The 26,378-nt window shown below is 52.6% G+C and carries 21 protein-coding genes and 2 rRNA genes; 15 read left to right on the top strand and 8 right to left on the bottom strand.

What is annotated here, in order from left to right:
* The coding region (locus tag EGI20_RS07780) for a DUF945 family protein (RefSeq protein WP_498630999.1) at positions 1–413 on the top strand (413 nt) is incomplete at its 5' end.
* Positions 414–469: 56 nt separating this feature from the next.
* Here EGI20_RS07780 and bfr read toward each other — a convergent pair.
* Both bfr and EGI20_RS07770 read right to left on the bottom strand, forming a co-directional pair.
* The gene (gene bfr, locus EGI20_RS07775; RefSeq protein WP_498630998.1) at positions 470–940 is read right to left on the bottom strand and encodes a bacterioferritin; all 471 of its coding nucleotides are present in this window, start codon (positions 938–940) and stop codon (positions 470–472) included.
* Complete coding sequence (locus tag EGI20_RS07770; protein WP_498630997.1) at positions 903–1,184, bottom strand: (2Fe-2S)-binding protein; 282 nt, start codon at positions 1,182–1,184, stop codon at positions 903–905. Before EGI20_RS07770 ends, bfr begins: the two co-directional genes overlap by 38 nt.
* Positions 1,185–1,245: 61 nt before the next feature.
* On the opposite strand from EGI20_RS07770, the gene EGI20_RS07765 reads away from it, so the two are divergent.
* Positions 1,246–1,689 (top strand): NUDIX hydrolase, encoded by a 444-nt coding sequence (locus EGI20_RS07765; protein WP_498630996.1) that lies wholly within the window; start codon positions 1,246–1,248, stop codon positions 1,687–1,689.
* A 3-nt stretch (positions 1,690–1,692) separates the two neighbouring features.
* On the opposite strand, the gene rfbD is transcribed toward EGI20_RS07765, so the two are convergent.
* On the bottom strand, positions 1,693–2,637 hold the full coding sequence (gene rfbD / locus EGI20_RS07760; protein ID WP_498630995.1) for a dTDP-4-dehydrorhamnose reductase: 945 nt from the start codon (positions 2,635–2,637) through the stop codon (positions 1,693–1,695).
* A gap of 103 nt (positions 2,638–2,740) precedes the next feature.
* On the opposite strand from rfbD, the gene EGI20_RS07755 reads away from it, so the two are divergent.
* Positions 2,741–3,280, top strand: coding sequence for a hypothetical protein (locus tag EGI20_RS07755; protein WP_498630994.1), 540 nt, complete (start codon positions 2,741–2,743; stop codon positions 3,278–3,280).
* The gene (gene mnmA, locus EGI20_RS07750) at positions 3,277–4,353 is read left to right on the top strand and encodes a tRNA 2-thiouridine(34) synthase MnmA (RefSeq protein WP_498630993.1); all 1,077 of its coding nucleotides are present in this window, start codon (positions 3,277–3,279) and stop codon (positions 4,351–4,353) included. The genes EGI20_RS07755 and mnmA overlap by 4 nt, the downstream gene beginning before the upstream one ends.
* A gap of 56 nt (positions 4,354–4,409) precedes the next feature.
* Here the strand turns inward: mnmA and EGI20_RS07745 are convergent, their stop codons facing one another.
* Positions 4,410–4,847 carry a VOC family protein gene (locus EGI20_RS07745; RefSeq protein ID WP_498630992.1) on the bottom strand — a complete coding sequence of 146 codons (438 nt, stop codon included), beginning with the start codon at positions 4,845–4,847 and terminating at the stop codon, positions 4,410–4,412.
* Positions 4,848–4,969: 122 nt separating this feature from the next.
* Positions 4,970–7,795 (bottom strand): excinuclease ABC subunit UvrA, encoded by a 2,826-nt coding sequence (gene uvrA, locus EGI20_RS07740; protein ID WP_498630991.1) that lies wholly within the window; start codon positions 7,793–7,795, stop codon positions 4,970–4,972.
* 119 nt (positions 7,796–7,914) lie between these two features.
* Here uvrA and EGI20_RS07735 point away from each other — a divergent pair, with 119 nt between their 5' ends.
* The 11 genes from EGI20_RS07735 to EGI20_RS07685 all read left to right on the top strand — a co-directional run bounded on the left by EGI20_RS07735 (position 7,915) and on the right by EGI20_RS07685 (position 23,353).
* A complete protein-coding gene (locus EGI20_RS07735) occupies positions 7,915–9,276 on the top strand; it encodes an MFS transporter (RefSeq protein ID WP_160798226.1) in 1,362 nt (453 codons plus the stop codon).
* 78 nt (positions 9,277–9,354) lie between these two features.
* A complete protein-coding gene (locus EGI20_RS07730) occupies positions 9,355–9,810 on the top strand; it encodes a single-stranded DNA-binding protein (RefSeq protein ID WP_498630990.1) in 456 nt (151 codons plus the stop codon).
* Positions 9,811–10,114: 304 nt separating this feature from the next.
* Positions 10,115–11,218 carry a tyrosine-type recombinase/integrase gene (locus tag EGI20_RS07725; RefSeq protein ID WP_498630989.1) on the top strand — a complete coding sequence of 368 codons (1,104 nt, stop codon included), beginning with the start codon at positions 10,115–10,117 and terminating at the stop codon, positions 11,216–11,218.
* Positions 11,218–12,741: a site-specific integrase gene (locus tag EGI20_RS07720; protein WP_498630988.1), complete on the top strand. Its 1,524-nt coding sequence runs from the start codon at positions 11,218–11,220 to the stop codon at positions 12,739–12,741. Before EGI20_RS07725 ends, EGI20_RS07720 begins: the two co-directional genes overlap by 1 nt.
* A gap of 3 nt (positions 12,742–12,744) precedes the next feature.
* Entirely contained in the window at positions 12,745–13,977 is a 1,233-nt protein-coding gene (locus tag EGI20_RS07715; RefSeq protein ID WP_498630987.1) for a hypothetical protein, read from the top strand.
* Between the two features lie 198 nt (positions 13,978–14,175).
* Entirely contained in the window at positions 14,176–14,826 is a 651-nt protein-coding gene (locus EGI20_RS07710; RefSeq protein WP_498630986.1) for a hypothetical protein, read from the top strand.
* The gene (locus EGI20_RS07705) at positions 14,819–15,295 is read left to right on the top strand and encodes a hypothetical protein (RefSeq protein ID WP_498630985.1); all 477 of its coding nucleotides are present in this window, start codon (positions 14,819–14,821) and stop codon (positions 15,293–15,295) included. The genes EGI20_RS07710 and EGI20_RS07705 overlap by 8 nt, the downstream gene beginning before the upstream one ends.
* A gap of 427 nt (positions 15,296–15,722) precedes the next feature.
* The gene (locus tag EGI20_RS07700) at positions 15,723–20,201 is read left to right on the top strand and encodes an NACHT domain-containing protein (RefSeq protein ID WP_498630984.1); all 4,479 of its coding nucleotides are present in this window, start codon (positions 15,723–15,725) and stop codon (positions 20,199–20,201) included.
* A 260-nt stretch (positions 20,202–20,461) separates the two neighbouring features.
* Entirely contained in the window at positions 20,462–21,667 is a 1,206-nt protein-coding gene (locus EGI20_RS07695; RefSeq protein ID WP_498630983.1) for a hypothetical protein, read from the top strand.
* Between the two features lie 211 nt (positions 21,668–21,878).
* Entirely contained in the window at positions 21,879–22,439 is a 561-nt protein-coding gene (locus EGI20_RS07690) for an AbiV family abortive infection protein (RefSeq protein WP_498630982.1), read from the top strand.
* A gap of 35 nt (positions 22,440–22,474) precedes the next feature.
* A complete protein-coding gene (locus EGI20_RS07685; RefSeq protein ID WP_498630981.1) occupies positions 22,475–23,353 on the top strand; it encodes a DUF2971 domain-containing protein in 879 nt (292 codons plus the stop codon).
* Between the two features lie 509 nt (positions 23,354–23,862).
* Here EGI20_RS07685 and EGI20_RS07680 read toward each other — a convergent pair.
* The 3 genes from EGI20_RS07680 to EGI20_RS07670 all read right to left on the bottom strand — a co-directional run.
* Positions 23,863–25,647: a GGDEF domain-containing protein gene (locus EGI20_RS07680; RefSeq protein WP_498630980.1), complete on the bottom strand. Its 1,785-nt coding sequence runs from the start codon at positions 25,645–25,647 to the stop codon at positions 23,863–23,865.
* A 243-nt stretch (positions 25,648–25,890) separates the two neighbouring features.
* Positions 25,891–26,005: ribosomal RNA gene (gene rrf, locus EGI20_RS07675) — 5S ribosomal RNA — on the bottom strand.
* Between the two features lie 120 nt (positions 26,006–26,125).
* Positions 26,126–26,378, bottom strand: a 23S ribosomal RNA gene (locus tag EGI20_RS07670); the annotation flags it as partial.

Below are 26,378 nucleotides of genomic sequence, written 5' to 3'. Positions count from 1 at the left end.
TGCCTAGCGGCATGAGCTCGCTGACCGGCTCCATGGCGATCAAGGGCTTCCAGGAAACCGACCTTAAGTCACCGCTGACCTTTATCAGCCGCTTTATTGTCGACGCCGATGTCTCACTGCCCAAACCGGCACTGGAAACCATGGTGGTCGCACAGGCACGCACTCTGTTCACCGTTGACGCCAGCGCAGAAGACCAGCCGGACATGGCCGAAATCGATGATCTGGCCAAGAGTCTGCTGGATGCCCAATTGGCCGAATGGGCAGACAAGAAGCTGATCAAGTTCGATGGCAAGCAGGTTTCCACCAAGCTGGACTTTCAGGGAGGCATCCTGAAGATCAACCAGCAAAAAGTAGCCCTGCCATGGGAAGAGAAAGAAGATCCACTCCCCACGGACGCGAGCGCAGCTTTGTAAGCGCGCACAAGCCAATAAAAAGCTGGCTCGCGCCGGCTTTTTATTATCTGGGCTCTTCAGGTGCCCATCTGGCTTTGCAGGTAGTTGTGTACTCCGACGCGGGCAATCAGATCCTGCTGCGTCTCCAGCCAGTCCACATGCTCCTCTTCGGCGGCGAGAATATCGTCTAGCAATTCGCGCGTCACATAGTCGCGCACGCTTTCGCAATACTGGATAGCATCACGCAAGAGCGGAATCGCCTCCATCTCCAGCTTGAGATCACAGGCGATCATTTCCTCGGGATGCTCGCCAATATACAAACGCCCCAGATCCTGCAAATTGGGCAAGCCCTCCAGAAACAGGATACGCTCAATCAAACGGTCGGCATGCTTCATCTCGTCGATGGACTCATGATACTCATGCTCGTCCAGACGCTTAAGCCCCCAATTGCGGTACATGCGAGCATGCAGGAAGTACTGGTTAATGGCCGTCAGTTCATTCCTGAGCGCCTTATTGAGGAACTCGATCACCTTCTTGTCGCCTTGCATCACACGCCTCCCGGATAAATGCGGTGTTCAGGGCATTATGGCAAGGCTGATCGCGTTCACAAGGCGGATTGAGCGGCACAGGCAGCAAGGCCTTGCTGGCCTGTTTAAGCAAGGCATGGGCACAGCGCCCGCATTTGCCGCACTGCGTGGCAACCGGACGAATGTCCCGCAAGCGGCGCGCACCATTGAGTACTGCCTGACGGATCTGGCGCTCGGTCGTCGGGAAACATAAACAGACATACATGACAGGCTTTCACGAAAGCATCCCTGCATTTTAAGCAGGCACAGCGCACTCTGGAGAAACCATGACCGAACGCTTCAAACCCAATACCACAGTTGCCGCCATTATCGAACGCGACGGCCGGTTTTTGCTGGTCGAAGAGCAAACCACGCAAGGCGTGCGCTACAACCAGCCGGCCGGACATCTGGAAGCGAAAGAAAGCCTGCTGCAGGCCGTTTGCCGCGAAGTGAAGGAGGAAACCGGCTACCGCTTTACTCCGCAAGGGCTGGTCGGTATCTACCTCGCGCCCGGCGAGCCGACCTATCTGCGCTTCGCCTTCTTCGGTACCGTCACAGCCACACCGGATGACTCACCGCTGGACGACGGCATTATCGCGGCGCACTGGCTGACGCTCACCGAAATCATGGCGCGGGAAACGCAACTGCGTAGTCCGCTGGTGATGCGTTGCATCCACGACTGGCGTCAAGGCGCACGCTACCCGCTAGCGCTGCTACAAACTTTGCCGTAACGCTCAGAGCGTGCGTCGCGAACCTTGGGTCCAGCGCGTATTACGCAGGGCACCCGAACGCAGCAATTGCGCCAGTGCATACGAAACGCCCTCGTGCCAGTGCGGCAAGTTCAAGCCGAAGTTTTGCACGAGCTTGCTGCAATCGAGTCGCGAATTGGCTGGCCGAGTGGCCGGTGTCGGCCATTCGCTACTGCCAATCGCCCGCACATCGGCCTCAGCGCAGGCCAGCTTAACTCCGTCCAGCGTCAGTTCATGCACGATATGGCGCGCATACTCGTGCCAGCTCGCTTCGCCGGATGCCGATACATGGTAAATCCCCCATGGCTCGGAGAGCTTGCCGGACAAGCAGGCTGACAGCATATGTGCCGTTACATCGGCAACCAGCTGGGTTGAGGTCGGCGTGCCGATCTGGTCGGCGACAATACTGAGCGAGGTACGCTCCAGTGCCAGGCGCAAAATGGTGTGCAGAAAGTTATTGCCAAAAGCACTGAATAGCCAGCCCACGCGCAACACCAGCGAACGCGGTGCATGCGCAAGCACGGCCTGTTCGCCCGCCAGCTTGCAGGCACCGTAAATCATGCGGGTGCCGGGCACATCGGTTTCCACATAGCGGCCACTCTTGCTGCCATCAAACACATAATCAGTGGAATACTGCACCATCAGCGCCCCATGTGCCCCTGCCCAGCGTGCCATCAGCTCGGGCGCGGCGGCATTGAGGGCAAAAGCCAGTGCCTGCTTGGATTCAGCCAGATCGACTGCGGTATAGGCGGCGGCATTGACGATAATGTCGGGACGCACCCGATCCAGCCATGCCTGCATACGCTCGGGCCGGGCCAGATCAAACTCGGCGCGCACCGGCGCATGGACTTTACCCAATGGTGCCAGCGCGCGCAGCAGTTCAAAACCCAGTTGTCCGCTGGAACCGGTAACCAAGATAGTGGGACGCATGCCTGACTCCGCAAGTAGAATCTCTCGATTCTACCACTGGCAAGGACGCCGGCCATTGCAAACACCACACGCCATCCACCCTGCCGCTGCCAAGCCGTGGCGCATGCTCCTTTTGCTTATCAGTAGCCTGCTGTATGCCTGCGCAGGCAAGACACAGGCCGAGGCGCTAACTATTTGTTATCATTACGGCTGCAGCAAGAGTGCTTCATTTTTTCCGGCTGCCGACACACGCGATGAAGTCGCGGCACTGTTCAAACAAGTCGCCAGCGCACCGGAAGAACGGGTGGCAATCCGCTTGGCCGTGCAGCGCCTCTATCGTGAGGCGGCACAGCATGCCCCCATCGCGAGCGACAAGGGTGGCAATCTGGCCGACGGCACGGCAGACGGGCGCATGGACTGTGTTGATCACAGCCAGAATGACACCACCTTTCTGCATTACCTTGCCCGGCAAGGCTTGCTGCAGCACCACCGGGTCGCCGACACTGTCTGGCGCGCCCCCTGGATTATCGATCTACACTACGCCAGCCAGATTATCGAAACCGCCGACGACAGCAACTGGGTCGTCGACAGCTGGTTTTTCGATTTCGGGCATGAGCCGGTCATTGTGCCGTATCAACTATGGAAGAAGGGTTACCACCCGTGACGGGAAAAAAACGTATCGTCGTCGGCATGTCCGGCGGCGTGGATTCATCGGTGACAGCCTGGCTGCTCAAGCAGCAAGGGCATGAGGTCATCGGCGTCTTCATGCAAAACTGGGAAGACGACAACGACGACGAGTTCTGCTCGATCAAACAAGATGCGCTGGACGCGATGAGCGTCGCCGACATCGTCGGCATCGACATGGAAATCGTCAACTTTGCCAAGGAATACAAGGACCGGGTGTTCTCGTACTTCCTCAAGGAATATTCGGCCGGACGCACGCCCAACCCGGACGTGTTGTGCAATGCCGAAATCAAGTTCAAGGCCTTCCTCGACTACGCGATGGAACTGGGTGCCGACTGCATCGCCACCGGCCATTATGCGCGCAAGCTGGAGCGCGATGGCCGTCACTACCTGATGAAGGGCGTGGACGAAACCAAGGACCAGAGCTACTTCCTTTATCGTCTGCAACAATCGCAATTGGCCAAGGCATTATTCCCGCTGGGCGATATCCGTAAAAGCGAAGTACGCCGTCTGGCCGAACAGGCGGGTCTGCCCACCGCGGCTAAAAAAGACTCGACCGGCATCTGCTTTATCGGCGACCGGCCGTTCCGCGAGTTTCTCAAGCGCTATTTACCGACTAGTCCCGGCGAGATGGTGACGCCGGACGGCAAGCGCGTTGGCGAACACGAAGGGCTGATGTATTACACGCTGGGCCAGCGCAAGGGTCTGAATATCGGCGGATCCAAAGACAGCAATGGCGAGCCGTGGTTTGTCGCCGGCAAGGATATCCCGGCCAACAGGCTGATCGTGGTGCAGGGTCATGACCACCCGCTGCTGCTAAAGAAAACGCTGACCATGGCTGACCTGTCATGGACGCTGGATGGCGCGCCCGAGGCCGGAGACTATCAGGCCAAAACCCGTTACCGCATGGCGGATGCGGCCTGTGCCTTAAGCCCGGTCATCGACGGCCAGACCACCCTCGCCTTTAGCCAGGCACAATGGGCGGTAACCCCGGGCCAGTCTGCCGTGCTGTACGATGGAGATATCTGTCTGGGCGGCGGCATCATCATGTAGCCATAAAAAAAGGGGGCACGCAATGCGTACCCCCTTTTTTGAATATGCCTTATTTATCATCCCGCGATGCTGCGACTGGCCAGTTTGAGCTTTCCGGCAAGCCAGGTGTAGTCATAGCTGATGATTTCATACGGGTTGCCGAAAGGATCGACAAAGGCCACCGACAAATAGCTGGCATGATCTTCAACCGAGTCGCGTGCCACCGTCTCACCCGCCCTATCCTTAACCCGCTCGCCGGCTAGCTGATCCAGCCACTCCAAAAACTCCTGCCCGCCCACCACAAAAGACACCGAGCCGGGTGCGCAAGCCGGTGCACTTTGCAATGTAAGCGCCAAACGTATCGACCCCGAGGTATTGGCCAGCATGGTACTGCCATTGGCCTTGCGTATGCGCGCATCCGGCCCCAGGCCCAACACACGCTGATACCAGGTCAGCGCGCGTGCCATATCATCGACCCGCACATGAATATGGTCAATTTTGCCCAGGTTAAGCATGTCATCCCCTTTTGATTGGATAAGGCCTCGGGTCTAAGCCCGACTCGCTGTCACTTAAGCATACCGTCGGCCATTCCATTTACCTAGAATTTATTCTAGCGTCTTTTTTCAGCCACGCAGGCTCAGCTTTTGCTTTGTTGCATGGCTGCCAGATAACGCCCGGTATGGCTGACCGGATTAGCCGCCACCTGTTCCGGCGTCCCCTGCGCAATAATGGTACCGCCCCCGGCACCGCCCTCGGGCCCGAGATCGATAATCCAGTCTGCCGTCTTGATTACATCCAGATTGTGCTCGATCACCACGACCGTATTACCGTTTTCACGCAGCCGCTGCAAAACCTTGAGCAAAAGGTCAATATCGTGAAAATGCAGGCCGGTGGTGGGCTCGTCCAGAATATACAAGGTGCGGCCGGTATCGCGTTTGGACAACTCCAGCCCCAGCTTCACCCTTTGCGCCTCGCCACCGGACAAGGTCGTCGCCGATTGCCCTAGACGGATATAACCCAAACCCACATCCATCAGCGTCTGCAGCTTGCGTGCCACGGTAGGCACTGCAGCAAAGAAGTCCTGCGCCTGCTCGACCGTCATGCCCAGCACTTCGTGGATATTCTTGCCCTTGTACAAGACTTCGAGCGTCTCGCGGTTATAACGCTGGCCGTGGCAGACATCACACGGCACATAGATGTCCGGCAGGAAATGCATCTCGACCTTGATCATGCCGTCACCCTGACATGCCTCGCAGCGCCCGCCCTTGACGTTGAAACTGAAGCGTCCCGGCCCATAACCGCGTTCACGCGACACCGGCACACCGGAAAACAGCTCGCGTATCGGGGTAAACAGGCCGGTATAAGTTGCCGGATTGGAGCGCGGCGTGCGCCCGATCGGACTCTGGTCGACATTGATCACCTTGTCCAGCAGCGCCAGTCCCTTGATCTCGCGATAAGGCGACGGCTCTTCCGAGGCGCGATTCAGGTCGCGCGCGGCGATCTTGTACAGGGTGTCGTTAATCAGCGTACTCTTGCCCGAGCCCGAAACGCCGGTGATGCAGACTAAGAGCCCCAACGGCAGATCCAGCGTGACATCCTTAAGATTGTTACCGCTGGCGCCGACCAGTTGCAACATGCGTTCCGGATCCAGCGGCCGATGGCCTTCTGCCGCCTGAATACGGCGACGGCCGGACAGGAAAGCGCCGGTGACCGATTTTTCGCAAGCAGCCACCTCGGCCGGCGTGCCGGCGACCAGCACTTCGCCGCCATGCTCCCCGGCTCCCGGCCCCATATCGACCAGATAGTCAGCGGCACGGATGGCATCTTCGTCATGCTCGACCACGATCACGCTATTGCCCAGATCACGCAAACGCATCAAGGTGCCGAGTAGCCGGTCGTTATCACGCTGATGCAGGCCGATAGACGGCTCATCCAGCACATACATCACGCCGGTCAGGCCGGAGCCAATCTGGCTGGCCAGACGGATGCGCTGTGCTTCGCCGCCGGACAGGGTATCGGCCGAACGCGCCAGACACAAATAGTCGAGACCAACGTTATTCAGGAAAGACACCCGTTCGCGGATCTCCTTGACTATTTTTTCCGCCACCGCCTGCTTCTGTCCGGTCACCTGCAGCCCGTCAAAAAAGGCTGCCGCATCTTTCAAGGCCAGTGCATTAATGTCGAATAAGGCCTTGCCGCCAACAAAGACATTGCGCGCCTCGATGCGCAGCCGTGAGCCATGGCAGGACGGACAGCACTGGTTGTTCTGGTATTTGGCCAGCTCTTCGCGCACCGCCGACGAATCGGTCTCGCGGTAGCGCCGCTCCAGATTGGGGATAATGCCCTCGAACGGGTGCTCGCGACTAAACAACGTGCCTTTTTCCGAACGGTAGGTAAACGCGATATTGTCGTGCCCGGAGCCATACAGCACCACATGCTGCACCTTGGCTGGCAAGTCTTCGAATGCCAGTTCGATGGCAAAGCCATAATGCTCGGCCAGACTCATCAGCATCTGGAAATAAAGCTGGTTACGCTTGTCCCAGCCCTTTATTGCACCGGCAGCCAGGCTGATATCGGGATGGGCAACCACCCGCTTGGGATCGAAAAAGGTAATCTCACCCAAGCCATCGCACTTGGGACAGGCCCCCATCGGGTTATTGAAAGAGAACAGCCTCGGCTCCAGCTCGGGCAAGCTGTAGGAGCACACCGGACAGGCAAACTTGGCCGAGAACCAATGCTCCTTGTCCGCATCCATTTCCACCGCAATCGCCCGCCCCTCGGCATGACGCAAGGCGGTCTCGAAACTTTCGGCCAGACGCTGCTGCGCATCAGCGCGTACTTTCAGCCGGTCGATCACCACTTCGATCGTGTGCTTCTTGTTTTTTTCCAGCTTGGGTACCGCATCCAGCTCGAACACCTCGCCATCTACCCGCACCCGCACAAAGCCCTGCGCACGCAACTCTTCAAACAGGTCGGCATTCTCGCCCTTGCGGCCGATAATCACCGGCGCCAGTATCATCACCCGTGTCTCTTCCGGCAAAGCCAGCACATGATCCACCATCTGGCTGACCGTTTGCGAAGCCAGGGGCACATGATGATCCGGGCAGTGCGGCTCCCCCACCCGCGCATATAAAAGACGCAAGTAATCGTGAATCTCGGTCACCGTCCCTACCGTCGAGCGCGGATTATGACTGGTCGCTTTTTGTTCGATGGAAATCGCCGGGCTTAAGCCCTCGATCAGGTCGACATCAGGCTTTTCCATCAGCTGCAGGAACTGGCGGGCGTAAGCAGACAGGGACTCGACATAGCGGCGCTGGCCTTCGGCATACAGCGTATCGAAAGCCAGCGAACTCTTGCCCGAACCGGACAGCCCGGTAATCACGATCAGCTTGTGACGCGGCAGATCCAGATCAACGTTCTTCAGATTATGGGTGCGCGCCCCACGGATGCGGATGTAGTCCATGCCTTACTCACAATGAATCGGGTAACCTGTTAATATACCCGACTTATTGAGCCGGGCCCTAGCTAATGCCGCCTCAGGCACCATAGCACGCCACTTTAATCCGGAACCTTACCGCAATCATGAATCCGCTGGAATTACGCGCAAGCCTGGGATTGGCCGGCGTCTACGCCCTGCGCATGCTGGGCATGTTTCTTGTCCTTCCCGTTTTTGCCCTGTACGCCCACCAGTTGCCAGGCGCCACCAGTCCGACCAGCATAGGCATTGCCTTGGGCAGTTACGGGCTAGTCCAGGCGCTGCTGCAACTGCCGCTCGGGATGCTGTCTGACCGTATCGGGCGCAAAAAAGTCATTTACGGCGGTCTGCTGCTGTTTGCCATCGGCAGCTTTGTTGCCGCAGCGGCCGATGATATTGTCTGGTTGACGCTGGGTCGCATCATTCAGGGCGCCGGTGCCATTTCTGCCGCCATTACCGCATTATTGGCCGACCTTACCCGCGAAGAGCACCGCACCCGTGCCATGGCCATGATAGGCATGAGTATAGGAATGACCTTTGCCGTCAGCCTGGTGCTCGGCCCCTTGCTAGCCAGTTGGATAGGGGTCAATGGCATTTTCGCCCTGACCGGCATCCTGACCCTGATGGCCTTGGCCGGCGTCTGGCTGATCATCCCCGACCCTGTCGTCTCGCGCTTTCATTCGGATACCGAAGCCAAACCCGGCCGCCTGCTGCCGGTATTGCAAGACCCGCAGCTGGCACGGCTCAACTTCGGCATCTTTGCCTTGCACGCGGCGCAGATGGCCATGTTTGTCGTGATCCCGTTTTCGCTGACGCAAGCCGGCCAGCTCGACAAGGCACACCACTGGCAGGTTTATCTTCCGGTGGTGATACTGGGCTTTTTGCTGATGATCCCCGCCATCATTTACGGGGAAAAGAAACACCGGCTGAAACAGGTCTTCGTAGCAGCTGTCGGGGTGATGACCGTCGCGCAACTGGGCATGGCCTCGGCACTCGATACCTTCTGGCAAATCGTATTGTGGTTAGTGTTGTACTTTATTGCCTTCAATATTCTCGAGGCGACGCTTCCCTCCATCATTTCCAAGATCGCCCCAGCAGACGCCAAAGGCACTGCCATAGGCGTGTATAATACCGCTCAATCTTTCGGCCTCTTTGTGGGTGCGGCGGGTGGCGGCTGGCTTTATACACACTGGGGTCCGTCTGGCGTGTTCGGCCTCACCAGCGTACTGATGGCAAGCTGGCTGGGTTTGGCAGCCAGCATGCGGGCACCACTGCCGGTCAAGTCCATCATGTTCCATATTGGTGACAACTGGCAGGGAGATGCACATGCGCTGTCACAAAAACTTGCCGCACAAGCCGGCGTACGCGAAGCTGTGGTATTGCTTGACGACCGCGTTGCTTACCTCAAGGTTGCACAACAAGGCTGGGACGAAGCAGCAGTACAGCAATTAATTCAGGCAACCGAATAGAGGCTGACCAAGCTAGCCTAAGGACAAGGTCTGATCCGGCAATATGCCGGCAGCCAAATGAATAGAACGGAGACAGACATGAACAGCATTAGTTTTGACGGCCGCCTGGCAGCCGATGCCGAACTGAAATACACAGGAAGCGGCGAGCCGGTTCTGAGCTTTCGCGTAGCCAGCGACATCGGTTTTGGCGAACGCAAAACAACCAACTGGTTCAGCTGCCAAGTATGGGGCAAGCGTGGCGAGTCTCTGCAACGCTTTCTGGCCAAGGGCCAGCAAGTCACCGTCTACGGTCAGCTGACACTGCGTGAGTGGACGGACAAAGATGGCAACAAACGCCTGTCCCCCGATGTACGCGTGAACGAGCTTAGCCTGCAAGGCGGCAAGCGCGACGAAGGTGCCATGATGGACGATGGCTACAGCGCTCCGCGTCAAAGCGCACCATCGGCTCCGCCAGCAGCCCCAGCACAACGCCGCCCGGAGCCTACGCGTCCGCAGCCACCGGTAAATGATCTGGAAGACGACATTCCGTTTTAGCCCGGAACACGGATTATTATGTAAACAACTATGACCCCTCCCTTGTTTTGGAGGGGTTTTTTCTTTATTTACATTTCTCTACCTGCTTGCCTATACTTTACATTAATGTTCACCATGCAAAAGTGTAAACAATGGCAAACCCTTACCTCGTACGTACCTTAGTTCTGCACTCCGGAGAGCGCCTTCCTGTTCTCTTGGATACAAGGGTGGGTACGCCACTTTTTACACCCACAATTTATGCAGTTTCACAATTAGGGCACGTAACCTTGCATCTAATAGCATTGAACAAAGCCTAAGATGCATCATGTTGTTCCTGATTTTTCTTGAACAGCGAGGCATAAACCTTGATGAACGAATCAGAGATGGCAGAATTCTTGACCTTTCAGAGATTGAGGCACTAGCAAGCCTCTGTAGGCTACAAATTGACGCTATAACTTGCCCTTCGAAACCTAAGACGCTCACTCAAATAATTCGAGCTAATTCTGCAGAACGTTTCAGAAAACAGATTGTTAAATCCCCGCTTAAAACTGTAGCTCCCCAAACCACAGGCACTCGGCTGCGTGTTATTACAGATTACTTATCCTGGTTGCTACAAACTCAGTTATTGAAGTTCCCTGCTGGAAGCCCTTCTTTTTCTACTCTCAAAACCAATCATCAGATTGTAATTGCTGCCTTAAAAGCAAGAATTCCAGAAAGCGGCAGTAGAAATACTATCGATGTTCGTCAAGGGCTAACGTCAGAAATAGCTGCCCGCTTATTGACCGTGACAACCAGACACTCTTCTGAAAATCCCTGGAAGGGGCAATTCATAAAGCAGCGGAATGAATTAATCGTTCGTTGGCTATATGCCTTTGGCTTGCGCCGAGGTGAGTTGTTGAATATCAAAATTTCAGACATCAACTTTCGAGAAGAAACAATCTTCATCATTCGGCGTGCGGATGCCCCAGAGGACCCTAGACCAGAACAGCCTTCGGTTAAAACAAAAGACCGGATATTGGCAATCCCCCCTGACCTTTGTCGGCTAACTCATGACTATGTACTTAATGCTCGTCGTCATTTGAGTGGAGCCAAGAAGCACGAGTATCTTTTTGTCGCCGACAAAACGGGAAACCCGATGTCCCTTAGTGCAATGAACAAGTGCTTTGCGTATCTTCGTTCTAATATAACTGACTTGCCGACTGACTTATCACCGCACGTTTTGCGGCATACCTGGAATGACAATTTTTCTGCAGTCATGGACCGAAACAAAACCCCCTGTGCAGATGAGCAGAAGATGAGGTCATATTTAATGGGATGGTCAGAAACTTCTGGCACAGCAGTTAATTACACTCGAAGACATATACGAAAAAAAGCAAATGAAGTGTCATTGATGATGCAGGCCGAAATGATTAAAAAGGACAAAGAGTAATGAACAGTTTGCTTAAAGTTCAGGATAAAAAACTACAAAGCACCCAAACCCGTGGCGGAGCTATATTTGACCCTAATCTAGAAATATGGGCAATTCAAGAAGGACACTTGGTAGCCTCATTAAACTTTTCTCGGTTACATCTGATATCTACCCCTGCGTTCATTGGCGGATTTAAGAAAACCTTGCTTTGGTACGCAGAAAACAAATCGCTAAAGCATCTAGAAAACATGTTTAGTCGTGCTATGCATATGTTCCGATACCTCACCAAAGAGAGCCAGGAGCCTATTAGCGCAATAACGAGCGTAGACCTTCTAAATTATTATACGGCACAGCCCGCTGGCCAAAAATGGTATCTAGGCGCATTGGCTGGCTTCTTAAAAAAATGGAATGCACTTAGCTATCCAGGTGTTACTACTGACGCCATCAAACTTATAAACGAGCTAAAAATCAAAGGAAATGCCAAGGGAGTCGCCATTTTAACTGTGGACCCATACTACGGCGCTTTCTCTGATATTGAGTTGGAAGCGATTCAGGCAGCACTAAACGAAGCATATGAACAGAAATCGATACAAGAGAAAGATTACCTATTAGCTTGGTTATTTATGCTTTTAGGGTCGAGGCCGTCACAGTTTTCCTTGCTAAAAGTCTGTGATGTCATTGCTCCGACACTCAAAGACGGCTCATATCTTTATATACTCCGAGTTCCTCGTGTGAAGCAGCGAAAAGTCCCAAGGCTGGAATTCAAAGAACGCTTAATCACCCCGCAGGTTGGAAAGCTACTTTATGAGTATGCCCTGAAAATAAAAGCTTTATTCGAAGGGCAGCTAAAAGACCCAAACCAAGCGCCATTATTTCCTAAGTCTCGCAACCAAAATCAACCTGAAGGAATGGAGTTCCACCAAACATCTACTTCGCTATCGGATAGGTTCAAGTCGGTACTGGAGAAACTAGAGGTTTTTTCGGAGCGAACAGGGGACCTCATTCATATAACCCCCACGCGATTTCGCCGAACCCTTGGCACTCGGGCCGCCCAAGAAGGTCACGGCGAACTGATTATCGCTGAACTGCTTGACCATAGCGATACGCAAAACGCGGGCGTATACGTACAATCGACCCCTGAAATCATCGAACGTATAGACCGCGCTGTTGCCATAACTTTGGCTCCACTCGCTCAAGCCTTTGCCGGAAAAATCATCTCAAATGAGTCTGAAGCCATACGAGGGAACGACCCCTCTAGCCGCATTTTTGACCCTCGGATAGACAAAAGCTGCTCCACCATGGGTAGCTGCGGCAGTCATGGATTTTGCGGCTTTATGGCGCCTATTTCGTGCTACACATGTTCCAGTTTTCAGGCTTGGGCAGATGGCCCTCACGAAGCTGTTTTAAGTCATCTACTAGAAGAGCGAGAACGTAAAGTAATGGTGACGGACAAGCGAATTGCAGCTATCAACGACAGAACAATTCTCGCAGTGGCGGAGGTTGTTCTGCGATGTCAGTCAGCTAAATATGAAGGAAGGGGATAATACATGGCTGACATTATTCTTTTCACCCCCAAAGCTGAGCTTGATGCTGAGGAGAATCTGAGAGGGTTTATTGCAATGTGCAAGAACCAGCTTACTATTTTTGGAGCAGACCTAAGGTTTGACGATGTTACGTGGGATGTGACTGACGCTTTGCAACTTAAAGGCAAGGGGCGGCAACGCACTCGTATAACTTTTTCAAGCATGGCTACAGCAAATTCAAATAACCCTAACCCTATGGCTGAGCCCTTTGCCTCATTTGCAAAAGCTTTTGTCCGTTACATGCAGGGTATGCGGCCTACGAAAATCATAGCCGGACGAGTTGCAGCACTGCGCGCGCTAGACGCTGCAATTAATGAATGTCACACGGAAAAATCTTTAACCTCCCGTATGGATGCTGCCGCATTTAATCGTGCCGCTCAATTGATTAAAGAGAACTTTTCAGCTGGCAACGCATATCGTATTGCAGGGCAGCTTGAGCTGATGTCAGATTTCATTGCCAGGAATCGACTCACAACAATTCCCATTCAATGGAAAAATCCAATTCGGAGACCTAACGATGCTACCCGAGTGGGGAAAGAGTTTGATGAGCGACGTGCCAAGAAAATGCCATCAGCTGCTGCACTTGAAGCCATTCCTAAAGCATTTCGGATGCCGATTGAACCTGAAGACGTAATCTACTCTTCAGTTGCAGCCATACTTTGTTCTACTCCTGACCGAATTAATGAAGTATTGCTCTTACCTGCCGACTGCGAAGTCAATCAGAAGAAAAGAGATGGTGATATAGCTTATGGCCTAAGATGGTGGCCGGCTAAAGGAGCAGACCCGATGGTCAAGTGGGTCGTGCCATCGATGGTCGAGGTTGTAAAAGAAGCAATTAGCCGAATTCGAGGGATTACGACGGAGGCCCGGAGTATCGCCGCTTGGTACGAAAAGCATCCTTCAGAAATCTATTTGCCCTATGAAATTAAAGGGCTCCGGCATAAAGAGTATTTAACTACAGCAGAGGTATGTTCAATCCTCTTTGACGGAGCAAAGGGGCATGGAGGCGCTCTTGGGTGGTGCAAAGCCAATGGTATTTCTACGAACAAAGATTCGAAAGGTTGTTGCCGAATAAAGTTTACTGATTTGGAGGCAGCATTACTTTCCAAATTACCTGAGGGCTTCCCATTTCTCAATCGGGAGCTCGGATTAAAATTTAGTGATGCTCTTTTTTCCTTTAGGATGAATGCGCTCTAACAAAAAAAATCCACATTCAATAGCTTGCTAGAGACGTTGACAATAAACCAGGTCCATACTGGACTTGGGGGCCGAGTGGAGCATGGATTTGTATCGATATTCAGCAAATTTGGACTAACCGAGCCAGATGGCAGCCCTATTACAGTAACAACTCATCAATTCCGCCACTACCTGAATACCTTAGCTCAGGCTGGTGGAATGAGCCAACTGGACATTGCCAAATGGTCTGGACGCAAAGACATTCAACAAAACAGTGCCTATGACCACGTTTCAGCAAAAGAATTGGTTGCCAAAATCCGAGATTCACTGGGTGATGACCGCCTGATGTTTGGCCCATTAGCAGAATTACCTAAGCAGGTTATTATTCACCGTGATGAATTTGCACGATTGAAAGTACCTACGGCACATACGACAGAATTCGGGGTCTGTATTCATGATTACACCATGTCTCCCTGTCAGCTTCATGCCGACTGCATTAACTGTATTGAGCAGGTGTGCATCAAAGGGGATAAGACACGTTCTGAGCGAATTCATGCAGAACTCGCCACAGCGCAAGAAAGCTTAGCGGCTGCGCATAAAGCACTTGGTGATGGCTACTTTGGAGCTAATCGCTGGGTAGAGCATCATCGTAATACAGTTGAACGGCTTACTCAGCTTTGCGCCATTTTAGATAATCCGGATGTACCTGACGGCGCTGTCATTCAACTTTCAAACATACCGCTCACATCCCGAATAGACCAAGCAGAACAAGTACGAAGCGGCAATGACTCTTTGCGAGATTCAACTTCTGCTCTGCCATTGTCGGACATGAGGAACTTGCTCGCCGAAGTGGAGAAATTTAATGGTTAAACGTCAAAGACAAAGGTCCAAAAACCTTGGCGACTCAGAGATTGAGGCAATTGTTGGAATTCTGGATGGTTGGACCGAGAAGCTAACGTGGGAGTTGCTTATTGACGCTACCGAAACTAGAACCCGGATGCGTTACACCCGGCAAGCATTAAACCAACATGTGCGCATCAAGCTGGCGTTTCAATTAACAAAAGCACGCTTATCGGGAGTGTCTCGACCTCAGAAGCCGCTCAATTCAGGACTTAATGCGACTGATGCAAAAGCATTCATGGACCGCTTTCACAAACTCGAAGCAGAAAACACCAGGCTGAAACTCGAAAATGAGCGTCTATTGGAACAGTTTGTTATTTGGGCATATAACGCTAGCAATCGTGGCCTGGATGCCGATTACCTTAGCCAGCCTTTACCAAGAGTTGACCGGGACCAGACACAGTTGAAGCGGGAAATACGCAATAAGTCGCAAGGTTAGCCAACCCAAGGGACAAATTCGAACCCCTGACATATCCTCCAGTAGCTCACGTGCTAGCTAGTTGCCGGGTAGGTAGGTCCGCAAGGCTAGGCGTGAAAATCGAGCCACAATTGATGTCCGCATGGAGCCCTATTGCTGATGCAAAATTCGCAATTGAAATGCCAGCATCTTCGGGACAGAGTTTTCCGTTTGATATCACGGCAGAATAGTCTTCAGAACCTAGAGTAGATGGACCAAGTAATGAGACAAAAACTCTAGCAATTGGGGAATCACAACAGTCAGAATACCAACACTATATGAGACAAGGCTGCAGATGATGGGAGTAGAGTTTCTAGGGCTCGCTAAGACATTCGCTGGGAGGCTGCTATCCCCCGCATGGTCGGAAATCAAGGGCAAAATAGCCAGGAGACGTGCGAGAGACAGGGCAATGCAGGGCCAAGACCTGTCTAAAGAGGGTACGCTTGAGTACATCATCAAGGATGAGTTGAAAAAACTCGTCGCGAGCCCAGCAAATCTTCCCTTTGAGTTGCAGGGGGACTTCTTTCGCGAGTGGCTATTAGCTGACAAGTTCCTACAGCCGTTCGTTCAAGTTCTGATTGCTCGTGGTGAAGAGACCCCTAGGCTTGCCGTGCCTGAATTTGAAGACCTTGCCGAACAATACGAACAAGTCACTGGCGAAACTCGCAAGCTGGCATCAGGCCCTCTCGAACTTGTTGTGTCGCTTGTTTTGGGGCAACTTCAAGCAACTGAGGACAGTCGGCAAATCCTCAATAAAGCCTTAGTAAGGCGAACAGCTGCTGGGATGCGCATCTTGCAGCACCCAGAACTGCGCACGTCTCCAACCAAATCCGACATTGTTCGCCTACAAACCCTTTCGGCACAGATGCAGAAGGCAGGTCGAACAATCTGGAAAATACCTTCGTTCCTCGCTCCACTCACGCTTGAAATTCCTAGCATTCCTGAAGACCGAGGGGGCATCCCTATTGCCCCCGAGCAACTCGTCAAGGACATCGAAGCTGGCGCCAAAGTTGTCCTATTTGGTGATGGCGGCATTGGTAAGACGACGCTCTTGCTTGAGCTGGCTTCGCGATATACCCCCGAGGCAGGCCAACGTATCCCACTGTACGTCGACGCAGCTACTTGGGCTGAGTCCGGTGTGGGAATACTTGATTACATAGCAGGCAACCCGCAAGCACAGGCCCTAGGTTTATCTCCCGGAGTGCTTGCTCGATTCGCAGAGGGTGGTTTCTTGGTGTTATTGGTCAACGGGTGGAACGAGATTCCTACGGACCGAAAGTCTTACTGCCACAACCACTTCAACCTTTTAACAACCTCCGCCCCCAACTTGGCGGTCGTTGTAGCATCACGAACGCCCCATGACACAGCGAACCTACCAACCGCACGTCGAGTAGCTGTACGCGGCCTCACCTGGCAAGGCCTGTCTGCAGTCATTCGTGCAGAGCTTAACGAGAAAGCGGCGCAATCGTTGCTTGAGGTTTTGGCGAAGGACTCCCGGCGGCGTAACGCTGCAAGGAGTCCGTTACTCCTTCGTGGGCTAATTGCACAAGCCAGAGTGGGAACAGAGGCTTCGACCACTTTATACGACCTTCTTGGGGCAGTTATCACGGACCTAGAAGTGGACAGTCAACGCAGTCTTATATTGGCGGAAGCTCCCCTGTTCAGTATGCAAAAGCACTATCTCGAAGAACTCGCCTGTAGGCTCAATGCGAGTGGGGCGACAAACATTTCCAGAGCAGACGCACTCTCTTCCATAGGCATTGCTGCAAGCCACTTGGTCGCTCAGCACATTCTAGGTCCGACTCCGGCACCTGCGACCATATTGGACATCCTCTCCAGCCAACACGTCTTACACACCCAGGGCGATGTGGTGAGATTTGCCCATCACAGGTTTCAAGAATATTTTGCGGCATCACGTTTGCTTCGCATCTGCAAAACAGAAGGAGAATTGGTGGACTTGCTCAATGATGCGGTCAATGAGCCAGCCTGGAAAGACTCTGTCGCGCTCGTGGCCGAAAAGCTCAGGGACCCTACTGTTGACGCTGTCGCCTCCCGGGTCAGGCTAGTCCGTGCAGCTGCAGCAGTCGACCTCTCCTACGCGAGCGACTTAGCAGGCTGGAGTACGTTTAGAGAGGCCGATGAACCCGCCCTCTATCACCAGTTGGTATCACGAATTAACGAATTATGCAAGTCACCGCTCAGGGAGGTGCAGGACCTCGGCACGGCCTGCCAGATTATGTCACGCTTTCCCGTGTTCTCAGAAAATCTATGGTCTCTACTTGAGAGTGATGACCAACAAACCAGATTTCATACGCATAGGCTCAATGGTTCTCCAGTATCGATAGTTCAGCTTGGTCCACAACCTGCAGAGCGCATCAATGGATGGCATTCGGCTCGACGCTCTGAACTGGTGCACGAGATTGCGGCCAATCCAGACAATTACGACTTTCTTGTCGAGGTCGCCCGCACTGATAGCGTCTCGGATGTTCGGGCAGCAGCTATTTCCGCGTTGTTTTCGAACTACCCAGCATCGCCAGCAGTGGTCGATGCATGGCTCGCTGCGCCACTTGAGGTGCAAGCTAGTCGCGATTTAATAAACGTCATCGTTTACGCACTTGAGCAGGATGTTGAAGGTCACGAAATTCATAAGCAACTTCGAGTAATTGGAGCGAGTGATATTTCGGATGTCACACGCTTGCAGCTTGCACTTGAGCTCCCCGACGAATTTGGACCTGCGGCGATAGACCTTGTCCTTGCCAAGCTAACAAGCGAAGCAGAACGTGGAAGCCCAGAGTCGCTCTTGGCCATTGCACAAAAATACGTTCCTGACCGTTTGCGTGCTCTTGCTGTCGAGTTATGTACTGGGCCCAGAGGTACGCCCGAGTGGGTCGGTGAGGTATTACGCGACGCACCTCCTCACGAGCGGGAGGTGGCTTTCGAGCATGTATGGCAGGTCCTCGAGGCGGGCAGCACAAGGATGCTAAGTGCAGAGGTTGTCGGGCCCCTGGCAAACAGGTGCCAGACAGAGAGAAGCGTTGCCGCTTGGTTGCGCTACTGCGAGGAAGGACGCGCCAAGCTCACAGATGCCGAGCATGACCGGGGGAGGATGATTAGGTCCCTTCTTGCCCATGCGCCTGGCGACAACCTGCTCAGCGTCGTCATGGTACGAGGCGGCGAGGCGACGTACGAAGAATCGGTGGAACTCGTAGAAGTTCTCTTGCGCCGTGTATCTCGAGATGAGGAAAGGCACTCTAGTGAGAATCTATGGTTGCCGACACCTGACGAGTTCCGGCAACTGTTCGCTGTTTTAGGTGGCAAGGAGGAACAGTCGCGGAATCCTCAGGACCGTCTCTTCACGCTTCTCGCAAGCATCGCAAGCCACGTAGCACCAGCAGAGTTTGAGCCGCTGCTACTTGAGGCTCTACACCGACATCTTGAGGCTTGGACTGCTTATCAAGCTCTTCTAGCGGAGTGGCTTAAGAATCAAGAAGGACCACGACCAAGCAACCCCATGCTGGGCAACTATGTGGTTGCTGCGCTCGCGAAGTGGGGAATAGATGCGCTGCCAAGCGTTCTGCAGCATATGTCCCATCCTTGTGCAATGGAGGTAGTGCCTGAAGCTATCGGACGCATCGCTTGCCTGTCATGGAGCAGCAAGCGAAAGTCGCTATTCAGCAATATCAGCACTGACATCGAGGATGGGAGGCTCCGGAATGAGGCAGGATGCGCCTTTCGACAACCGTCCGTGGAGTATCAGTCGGTAGTGGATGACGCAGCTCGGGAGCTATCCAAAGTCCTTGATTATGAACTCGACCGACAACTTCTCGAAAGAGAGCACAACCCTGCATGGAACGCCAAGCAGGCCGAATATCAGCTAGCTCGCCTTACCAGGGTCATCGCCAATCTTAGTAGCCCCGAGTGCATTGCGCCGGTCACCCGCGCCCTTGGCAGTGGGCTACTCGGTGTGTTTGGTTTCGTTGATGTACTAAGAGGCCTCACTCGGCAGGGATGGTGTCTCTCAGATGCAAACGTGGTCCGAGAACTCGAGGCGCTCTACCTGCGCGAGTCGAGCCCTACTTGGCTTGACCAATCGAGAAACCACGTGCTTGCACAATTGTGTCAGTTTATGTTCGTCGTGAAGCCATTGACGCTCTTGAGTGCGCCGCTCGAGCATTATCTCAGCCAGTGGCAACGGTTCGCACACTCATCAGATATCATTCGAACCCTTGGCGATATGAAGTACGAACATACATGGTCATCCTTGTTGATGCTAGAGGCAGAACTTTCAGCAAAAGCTCGCCTTCCTGAGCAGTTCGTTTATGCCCTAACTTCATCACTCACCTCTGAGCATTTTGCAGAGTTTGCCAATCTGGTTGCGGATGGAAAACTGTTTTCCTGGTGCAGGAATGAGTGGCCTGTCGAGAATATTGCATCCAATGTAGCAAGACTGGTCCAGGACGTACCAGAACACCTGTCGCTGTTGATGGATGCATGTCGAAGCAATGCGTCACCTCTCGCAGATGCTTTGGTGTCGGAAGTGCTGTCAGCAGTGGGTGCTACTGAAGAGATACGAATGGAGTTTGGCTTGGCAGCGGCGGATGCTGGGCGTGCGAATAACACGGACATGCCGGCCTACCGGTTGCTTATGAGTATGTTTTCTCTGAAGGTCGCAACGGGGGAGAACCAGCTCGAGGTATCCCCGAAGGCGTGTAATGCCCTAAGGCAACATCTTTATCATCGTGCAAGAGGGAACGGGCCTGCGACAAAGGGCGCACGTCGTCTCCTTGCATCCTTAGAGTGCATGCGCCTGGAATATGAGCGGCCAATTGATGAGACACGCCATCCTGAGCCAACTCACGGATTAGCTTGGACTGAGGCTCTGGTCTAAATTTCTCCATCAAACCTCGGTCTTCTGTCCGAAAGCGGACACTTCTCTGAAAATCAGTACAATTGCAAGCGAGTTAGGCCACATGCGAAAACAGTACCATCTCCGAAAGAGTGACCAAGGTAGCGGCTGCTCAGAAAAATAATGACGACGATAGTATGCCGCAGTAACTATTTTAGGAAATGATAAGTACATTTATCAAAATCGATGCAAAAATGTTACTGGCGTATTCGCTTTTGTAATATTTTGAGATGGATATAAAAATGAAGCCATTTGAACATTTAGCTGACGACCCATTCTTTCGATGGAGTGAAGATTCGGAATGGAACGCTTGCATTGGCCCACAAGGCCACGAAGAAAATTATATTGATGGCTACATGGAAGCGGCAACATTGCTGGCCAATTCTGTCGTAGAGCAAAAACTATACATTTCTCGAGATACGTTAGTATTACCGATTCTCTACAATGCCCGTCATGCAATTGAGCTGACTTTGAAATTTGTCGTTGCGCGACTTCATGCTGAGAATTTATATAGTTTGAAAAAAACCAACCACAACATCTCCGATTACCTAACTGAGTTACAGAGAGAAAATCTTGGTGATTGGGAAATGCGCTCGCTCCTCGAAAGCTTGAGCCCATATGTTTCAAGCTTGTCGGCTATTGATAATGATGGCCAGCAACTGCGGTTCGCTAAGGACAAGTCGGGCATTGCCAGCTTGAGTGAACGACCTTTGGCGAACTTCGAAGTCATACGCTCTTCCTTAGCTGAACTCGGCGATGTTCTTCGTAAGATTAAATCTAGAGTGCAAGATTTCTGTGAGGAAAGCCGGACTGGTACATTCACGAAGAGTTGTTCACGCAGTGACTTAAAGTTCATTGCATCTGAAATGGCGCCATACCCTACGTTGGGCTCGCCTGATTTTTTGGAAGCTAAGGAGCGTGTGAAGCTTCGATTCAGTTTTGGAAATAGGCCATTTCAAGAGGCATATGACGACATCATTAGAAGTAGAGAGTTCGGAGCTTATCTTGGCCAAACCTTCGAGTTGAATTGTTTGTCAGATAAACACGCAAAATTTTTTGTAAGCGGCTGGGCGAAATTACATCCCCCGCGACCAGAGGGAGAGTCTGGCTGTAGAATTGTGCGCAGTTCGGAACTCAGAGAGATAATGATGGCGAGCCCAAGTTCGAGACCTGTTGCAAGCGAATTGACGACTACCTTAAGTATCGACGACCTTGCAGATGTGGAAACCATTTATTATCTTGGTCGCGACAATATTTTTCCTGAGTTTTACGAAGCACATTTCGCCACTACAAAGAAGGAATATCAAGTGGCTTCCGACTTAATTGGAAAAGTCCAGCATGTGCTTAGCAAAACAAATTTTCTGAACTATTTTTCGCGTGGTGTAAGACGTCTTGGACGTCCTGAACTTGCGGATGAGCTCATCGCAATGAGACCTGACCTTTCGTAGAATTAGCTCTTGCTTCACGCACCGGATTGTTTCGGGAGTAGCCGGTGGTTGCAACTACGGACACATTTTGAGCATGATGTGGGTAACTGGCGGCAGTCTACCAGAAGCGGGGATTCCGTTTTATCTACAACGTGTCGGGCATAAAGAAATATCCGATACTTGATGAATTAATTTTATGATGCCAAGTTGTGTCGAAATCAAATGAGCCAGCATGAACGCCCTCTCTATCACTGAGTTACATTCGCTTCGATTATCCATATTTAACAATGCAGAAAATCTTCATAAAGAAGCAATTTTGCTGCACGAACATAAAATGTTTAGCAGAGCATATTTACTGGCGCATTTTTGCTTTGAAGAGTTGGGAAAAATTCCAATTATCGTTGGAGCAATAGGAAAGCTTACAACAGGGGAACCCGTTGATTGGAAAAAATTAAAAAAACGCTTCTATAGCCACACCGAAAAAATTGCATCACAAAACCAGCACTATTACACATTTGGTCTGGACCTCGATTTATTACGAGAAACTGATTTAAGGTGGTTAGATGCCGCTCAACAAAAAGTTGATAAATCATTTGAACTGAAAAATCTTGCGACTTATGTCGACGTTCGCGATAAATATTTCTTGCTTCCACAAGAGCAAATTTCTGAAAGTGCCAGCAAAGAGCTTCTTGATTTGGCTTTTGAGTGTTTACGCGCGCACTGGCACTCTGAAAATCTCACTAATCCAGTTCTCTACGAACTTGCTGACAAATCAATCAAGCGAAAAAGTTAACGCTAGAAAGTTATTTCAAACATTGGCTACAGGTAATGGATACTCTTTATCACTATACGAGCTTAAACGGCATCCTCGGAATTCTAGGGAGTCGCAGTATATGGGCCACTCATGCTACGTTTCTAAATGATGCGAGCGAGTTTCTTCATGGATTGTCGTATGCTAAGCACGTTGCAGGCGGAATCTTTATGGAGGATGACTACCTCGCCGCCTTTGGGTGGGCGGTTCGGCATGGTCTTGAGACCGTTTCTGCGGACAGCCTCTATGTTGCGTCCTTCAGCGAAAAAGCTGACTTACTTAGCCAATGGCGCGGTTACTGCCCTTCGGGTGCTGGCATTTGTTTAGGGTTCGCTGTTCCTCAGCTCAAAAATTTCTGTGACGCTAGGGGATACAGGCTTGAGAAATGCATCTACCAGCACCAAGACCAATTACAGAGTGTCGAAGCCTTAGTAAGAGAATGCTTCGAGAAGTTTCCAAAGCCGCGCCTATCAAGAGAAGAGTACGATAGCTTCGATTCAAAAGGCCAGGTAGACGCAGAGATTGACTATCGATTGCAGACGTCTGAAGGCCCTGAAAAGCTACAGGCAGACGCAGCCGTTCAGTGGTTGTGTGCAGCAATTGCAGAAATTGCACCACTCTTCAAGAACGAAGGGTTTCATGAAGAGTCGGAGTGGCGCATTGTGGCAAATGAGCCCCAGGAGCAGGTGAAGTTTCGCGCTAGTTCTTCTTACCTAGCTCCGTATGTCGAACTCGAACTCCTTTCTGATGCGACAAAGCCGGCCCTACGTGAGGTCATAATAGGCCCAAATCCAAATCAAAGGCGCTGTCAGAGGTCTATCGCAATGTTGTTAGAGGCGAGCGGACTAGTCGATGTCGACGTCAAAGTCTCACCGCTCCCATTTAACAGTTGGTGAAAATACCAATAAAGGCTCCAGCCGACGGCATTGGTCCATATCGACTTTTAAGTAACTGAGCATGTGCCTTTCATTGTGTAATGCTTCCGCTATGGGTCGGGTACAGACACCCAAGAGGTTTGCAAGGAGGCTATGGCTGGCCGTGCGCTGAGAGACAGCACCCTTTAAAAATAAAAACATTGGCTAAATCTATGTCAAGGATGGGCGACACGATAAAGAATGGGTGCTGAACGGCTTGGCTTGGCTTACCTAAACAAAGCAGAGAAATGTAAATAAAACAATTCAATATCGAGAGTTGTGGACATTTTTTGTTGTAGTATTTGATGCATGTTATGCAATAGTTGCATTACATGCACTATTTACATTTTTTGTTCCGCATAACCATTTTAAAATACACCTGCGACAACAAATGTAAGGTTATTTATTCAAAGCCCTGTTTCTACAGGGCTTTTTTTATTTTTGCTACGGATTTTGTGTAAAGTTTTACCCCAAGCTACGATTACCCTGTCTTAGCCGGCACAGACCTCAGGAGAGCGCAGCGCATGTAGCGGCTGATCAACCACCAAGCTGCTACCGGCCACCTGCTTCGCCTTCTTCTTGACCAGTGCGGCGGCCTGCGCCACCTCGTCATAGCTGGCAAAGCGTCCGGTGTAGCAGTTGACCACGCCGACCGATAGCGAAGTCAGCGGTAAAAAGGCCGTGTCCCCTCCTCTGCCCACTACCTCGTAGCCCCCCTGCGCGACATGCTCTTCAGCAAAGCAGTGACGCACTTCGCGCTCGAATTGCGGCAGCAGTCGCTCTAGCCTGGCATGCCCGTCCGGACTTTCCATCACTACCACGAAGTCGTCGCCGCCGACATGACCGACAAAATCCTGACTCGCGTCCGACGCCTCGAGCAACAGCCGCGCCACTAGGCAAATGATACGGTCACCGGCACTGTAACCGTACAGGTCGTTGAACGGCTTGAAGTTATCCAGATCTGCGTAGGCGACGACAAAATCACGCACCGTCTGCAGCTTGAGCGCCAGCGTCTCGCTGATCGGCACATTGCCGGGCAGCCCTGTCAGTGGGTTGGCATAACGCGCCTCGTTGATCTGCAGTTCGGTAATCTTGCGGATCAGGTCGAAGCCGGTCGCCATGCCCAGATAACGGCCGCGCTCGGTCACCACGAAGCCATCGATCAGCGTATTGCGGCCGCTGACCGCGACTTGTGCCGACAGCTGATGAAGATCCAGCGCCGCATCGACACACATAGGCTCCCGGTCGGCCATGGTCACGCACGGCTTCTTGCCGAACAGCTCGCGGTTAAACGGCCGGGCAAAACTCTCGAGCAGGGCGTGGCGGCGCAGAATGCCGATCGTCTCACCCTGCTCGACCACCGGGATGGCGAACAGCTCGGGGTCGGCGGCAAAACGCTGGTAGGCGGTTTCATTCGGCTCCTCCGGCGCCAGTGCCCGTATTCCTATGCACAACTCGCGTGCTGTCAGGCGGCCGTTAACCGGCAAGGCCGGCCCGCTGTTCGCCGAAAAGATCGCCGCCGCCTCAATCGGTGCCCGGTGCGGCGAACTTTGCGGACGGCCCAGCAAATAGCCCTGACCATAACTGACGCCAAGCTGCTGCAGGATACGCATTTCCTGTAGGGTTTCTATCCCCTCGGCGATCAGTTGTGCACGCGAAGCGCGTGCCAGCTCGACCACGCTGCGCACCACCTGCTCCTTGAACGGCTCCTGCTGCAGGCGGTAGGCGAAATGCTTGTCCAGCTTGACGTATTCCGGCCGCAGCTCAGACCACAGGCGCAGGTTGGAAAACCCCTCCCCCATATCGTCCAGCGCCAGCCGGAAGCCATGCGCGCGCAAGCGCTCGACCGCGGCTTTCAGCTCCTGGTAACCGGTCGACGGTTTGAACTCGGTTAGCTCGACCACCACGCTCGCCGGAGACAGCCCCAACTGCTGCAGTAAGGTCACCGAGGCACCGGCATCCGTACTCCACGCCATCAATCCGTCCGGCGTCATATTGAGGAACAGGGTGGCGTCCAGCTCCAGTGCGGCAAAGCCGGCAAAGACCACGTCACGGCAACGCGCATCCAGTTCGGCCAACCGCCCGTAATGCGCAGCGCGCGCAAACAACTCCAGCGGTAACTCCAGCAGGCTGCCACGCGGGCCGCGCACCAACGCCTCGTAGCCGAGCAGCTTGCCGGCGGCCAGGCCGAAAATCGGCTGAAACAAAACAGACAACTCGCCGCCGGCGATTACGGCTTCAAGTTCAGGGCAGGATGATGCAGCAGGCGGGATCACGACAATACTCGGTGAGATAATGGATGCTCAATCTACCTTGCAAACATGACAATAATATAAATCAGTCCCCCCCTTAGGCAAATCTGGGCGACTCATCGACCAGGGAAAAAACCAAGGACGCCTATTTCTATTTTGGGATTACGGGACGACTGGATACTTACGTTTTATTTACCGTCTTTTTCTCTATTCGTAAACGCAAAAACCCCCGACCTTGATTCAAGGTCGGGGGTTTTCTAATGGGGCGTCTGGCGGTGTCCTACTTTCACATGGCGAATGCCACACTATCATCGGCGCTAAGGTGTTTCACGGTCCTGTTCGGGATGGGAAGGCGTGGGACCACCTCGCTATGGCCACCAGACATTAACTTGTCAAATTGTAGAAACCGAAATTAAACACCCAGACCACTTCTTTCTCTGGATGCCTTGGTAGAAGTATTGCTTCGCAACTCTGCTTATCTTAGCAAAGCCACTCAAATGATAGGATCAAGCCTCACGAGCAATTAGTATCGGTTAGCTTCATGCCTCACAGCACTTCCACACCCGACCTATCAACGTCCTGGTCTCGAACGACTCTTCAGGAGGATCAAGTCCTCAGGGAAGTCTCATCTTCAGGCGAGTTTCGCGCTTAGATGCTTTCAGCGCTTATCTCTTCCGAACTTAGCTACCCGGCAATGCCACTGGCGTGACAACCGGTACACCAGAGGTTCGTCCACTCCGGTCCTCTCGTACTAG

Source organism: Aquitalea sp. S1-19 (genome assembly GCF_024343515.1).
This window is presented reverse-complemented; position numbering and strand designations above follow the sequence as displayed.

What these genes read in the sequence shown, in the direction of transcription:
- bfr (WP_498630998.1), bottom strand. Translation starts at nt 940, where the DNA reads ATGCAAGGCGACAAGAAGGTGATCGAGTTCCTCAATAAGGCGCTCAGG.
- EGI20_RS07770 (WP_498630997.1), bottom strand. Translation starts at nt 1,184, where the DNA reads ATGTATGTCTGTTTATGTTTCCCGACGACCGAGCGCCAGATCCGTCAG.
- EGI20_RS07765 (WP_498630996.1), top strand. Translation starts at nt 1,246, where the DNA reads ATGACCGAACGCTTCAAACCCAATACCACAGTTGCCGCCATTATCGAA.
- rfbD (WP_498630995.1), bottom strand. Translation starts at nt 2,637, where the DNA reads ATGCGTCCCACTATCTTGGTTACCGGTTCCAGCGGACAACTGGGTTTT.
- EGI20_RS07755 (WP_498630994.1), top strand. Translation starts at nt 2,741, where the DNA reads ATGCTCCTTTTGCTTATCAGTAGCCTGCTGTATGCCTGCGCAGGCAAG.
- EGI20_RS07745 (WP_498630992.1), bottom strand. Translation starts at nt 4,847, where the DNA reads ATGCTTAACCTGGGCAAAATTGACCATATTCATGTGCGGGTCGATGAT.
- uvrA (WP_498630991.1), bottom strand. Translation starts at nt 7,795, where the DNA reads ATGGACTACATCCGCATCCGTGGGGCGCGCACCCATAATCTGAAGAAC.
- EGI20_RS07735 (WP_160798226.1), top strand. Translation starts at nt 7,915, where the DNA reads ATGAATCCGCTGGAATTACGCGCAAGCCTGGGATTGGCCGGCGTCTAC.
- EGI20_RS07730 (WP_498630990.1), top strand. Translation starts at nt 9,355, where the DNA reads ATGAACAGCATTAGTTTTGACGGCCGCCTGGCAGCCGATGCCGAACTG.
- EGI20_RS07725 (WP_498630989.1), top strand. Translation starts at nt 10,115, where the DNA reads ATGTTGTTCCTGATTTTTCTTGAACAGCGAGGCATAAACCTTGATGAA.
- EGI20_RS07720 (WP_498630988.1), top strand. Translation starts at nt 11,218, where the DNA reads ATGAACAGTTTGCTTAAAGTTCAGGATAAAAAACTACAAAGCACCCAA.
- EGI20_RS07715 (WP_498630987.1), top strand. Translation starts at nt 12,745, where the DNA reads ATGGCTGACATTATTCTTTTCACCCCCAAAGCTGAGCTTGATGCTGAG.
- EGI20_RS07710 (WP_498630986.1), top strand. Translation starts at nt 14,176, where the DNA reads ATGAGCCAACTGGACATTGCCAAATGGTCTGGACGCAAAGACATTCAA.
- EGI20_RS07705 (WP_498630985.1), top strand. Translation starts at nt 14,819, where the DNA reads ATGGTTAAACGTCAAAGACAAAGGTCCAAAAACCTTGGCGACTCAGAG.
- EGI20_RS07700 (WP_498630984.1), top strand. Translation starts at nt 15,723, where the DNA reads ATGCAGGGCCAAGACCTGTCTAAAGAGGGTACGCTTGAGTACATCATC.
- EGI20_RS07695 (WP_498630983.1), top strand. Translation starts at nt 20,462, where the DNA reads ATGAAGCCATTTGAACATTTAGCTGACGACCCATTCTTTCGATGGAGT.
- EGI20_RS07690 (WP_498630982.1), top strand. Translation starts at nt 21,879, where the DNA reads ATGAACGCCCTCTCTATCACTGAGTTACATTCGCTTCGATTATCCATA.
- EGI20_RS07685 (WP_498630981.1), top strand. Translation starts at nt 22,475, where the DNA reads ATGGATACTCTTTATCACTATACGAGCTTAAACGGCATCCTCGGAATT.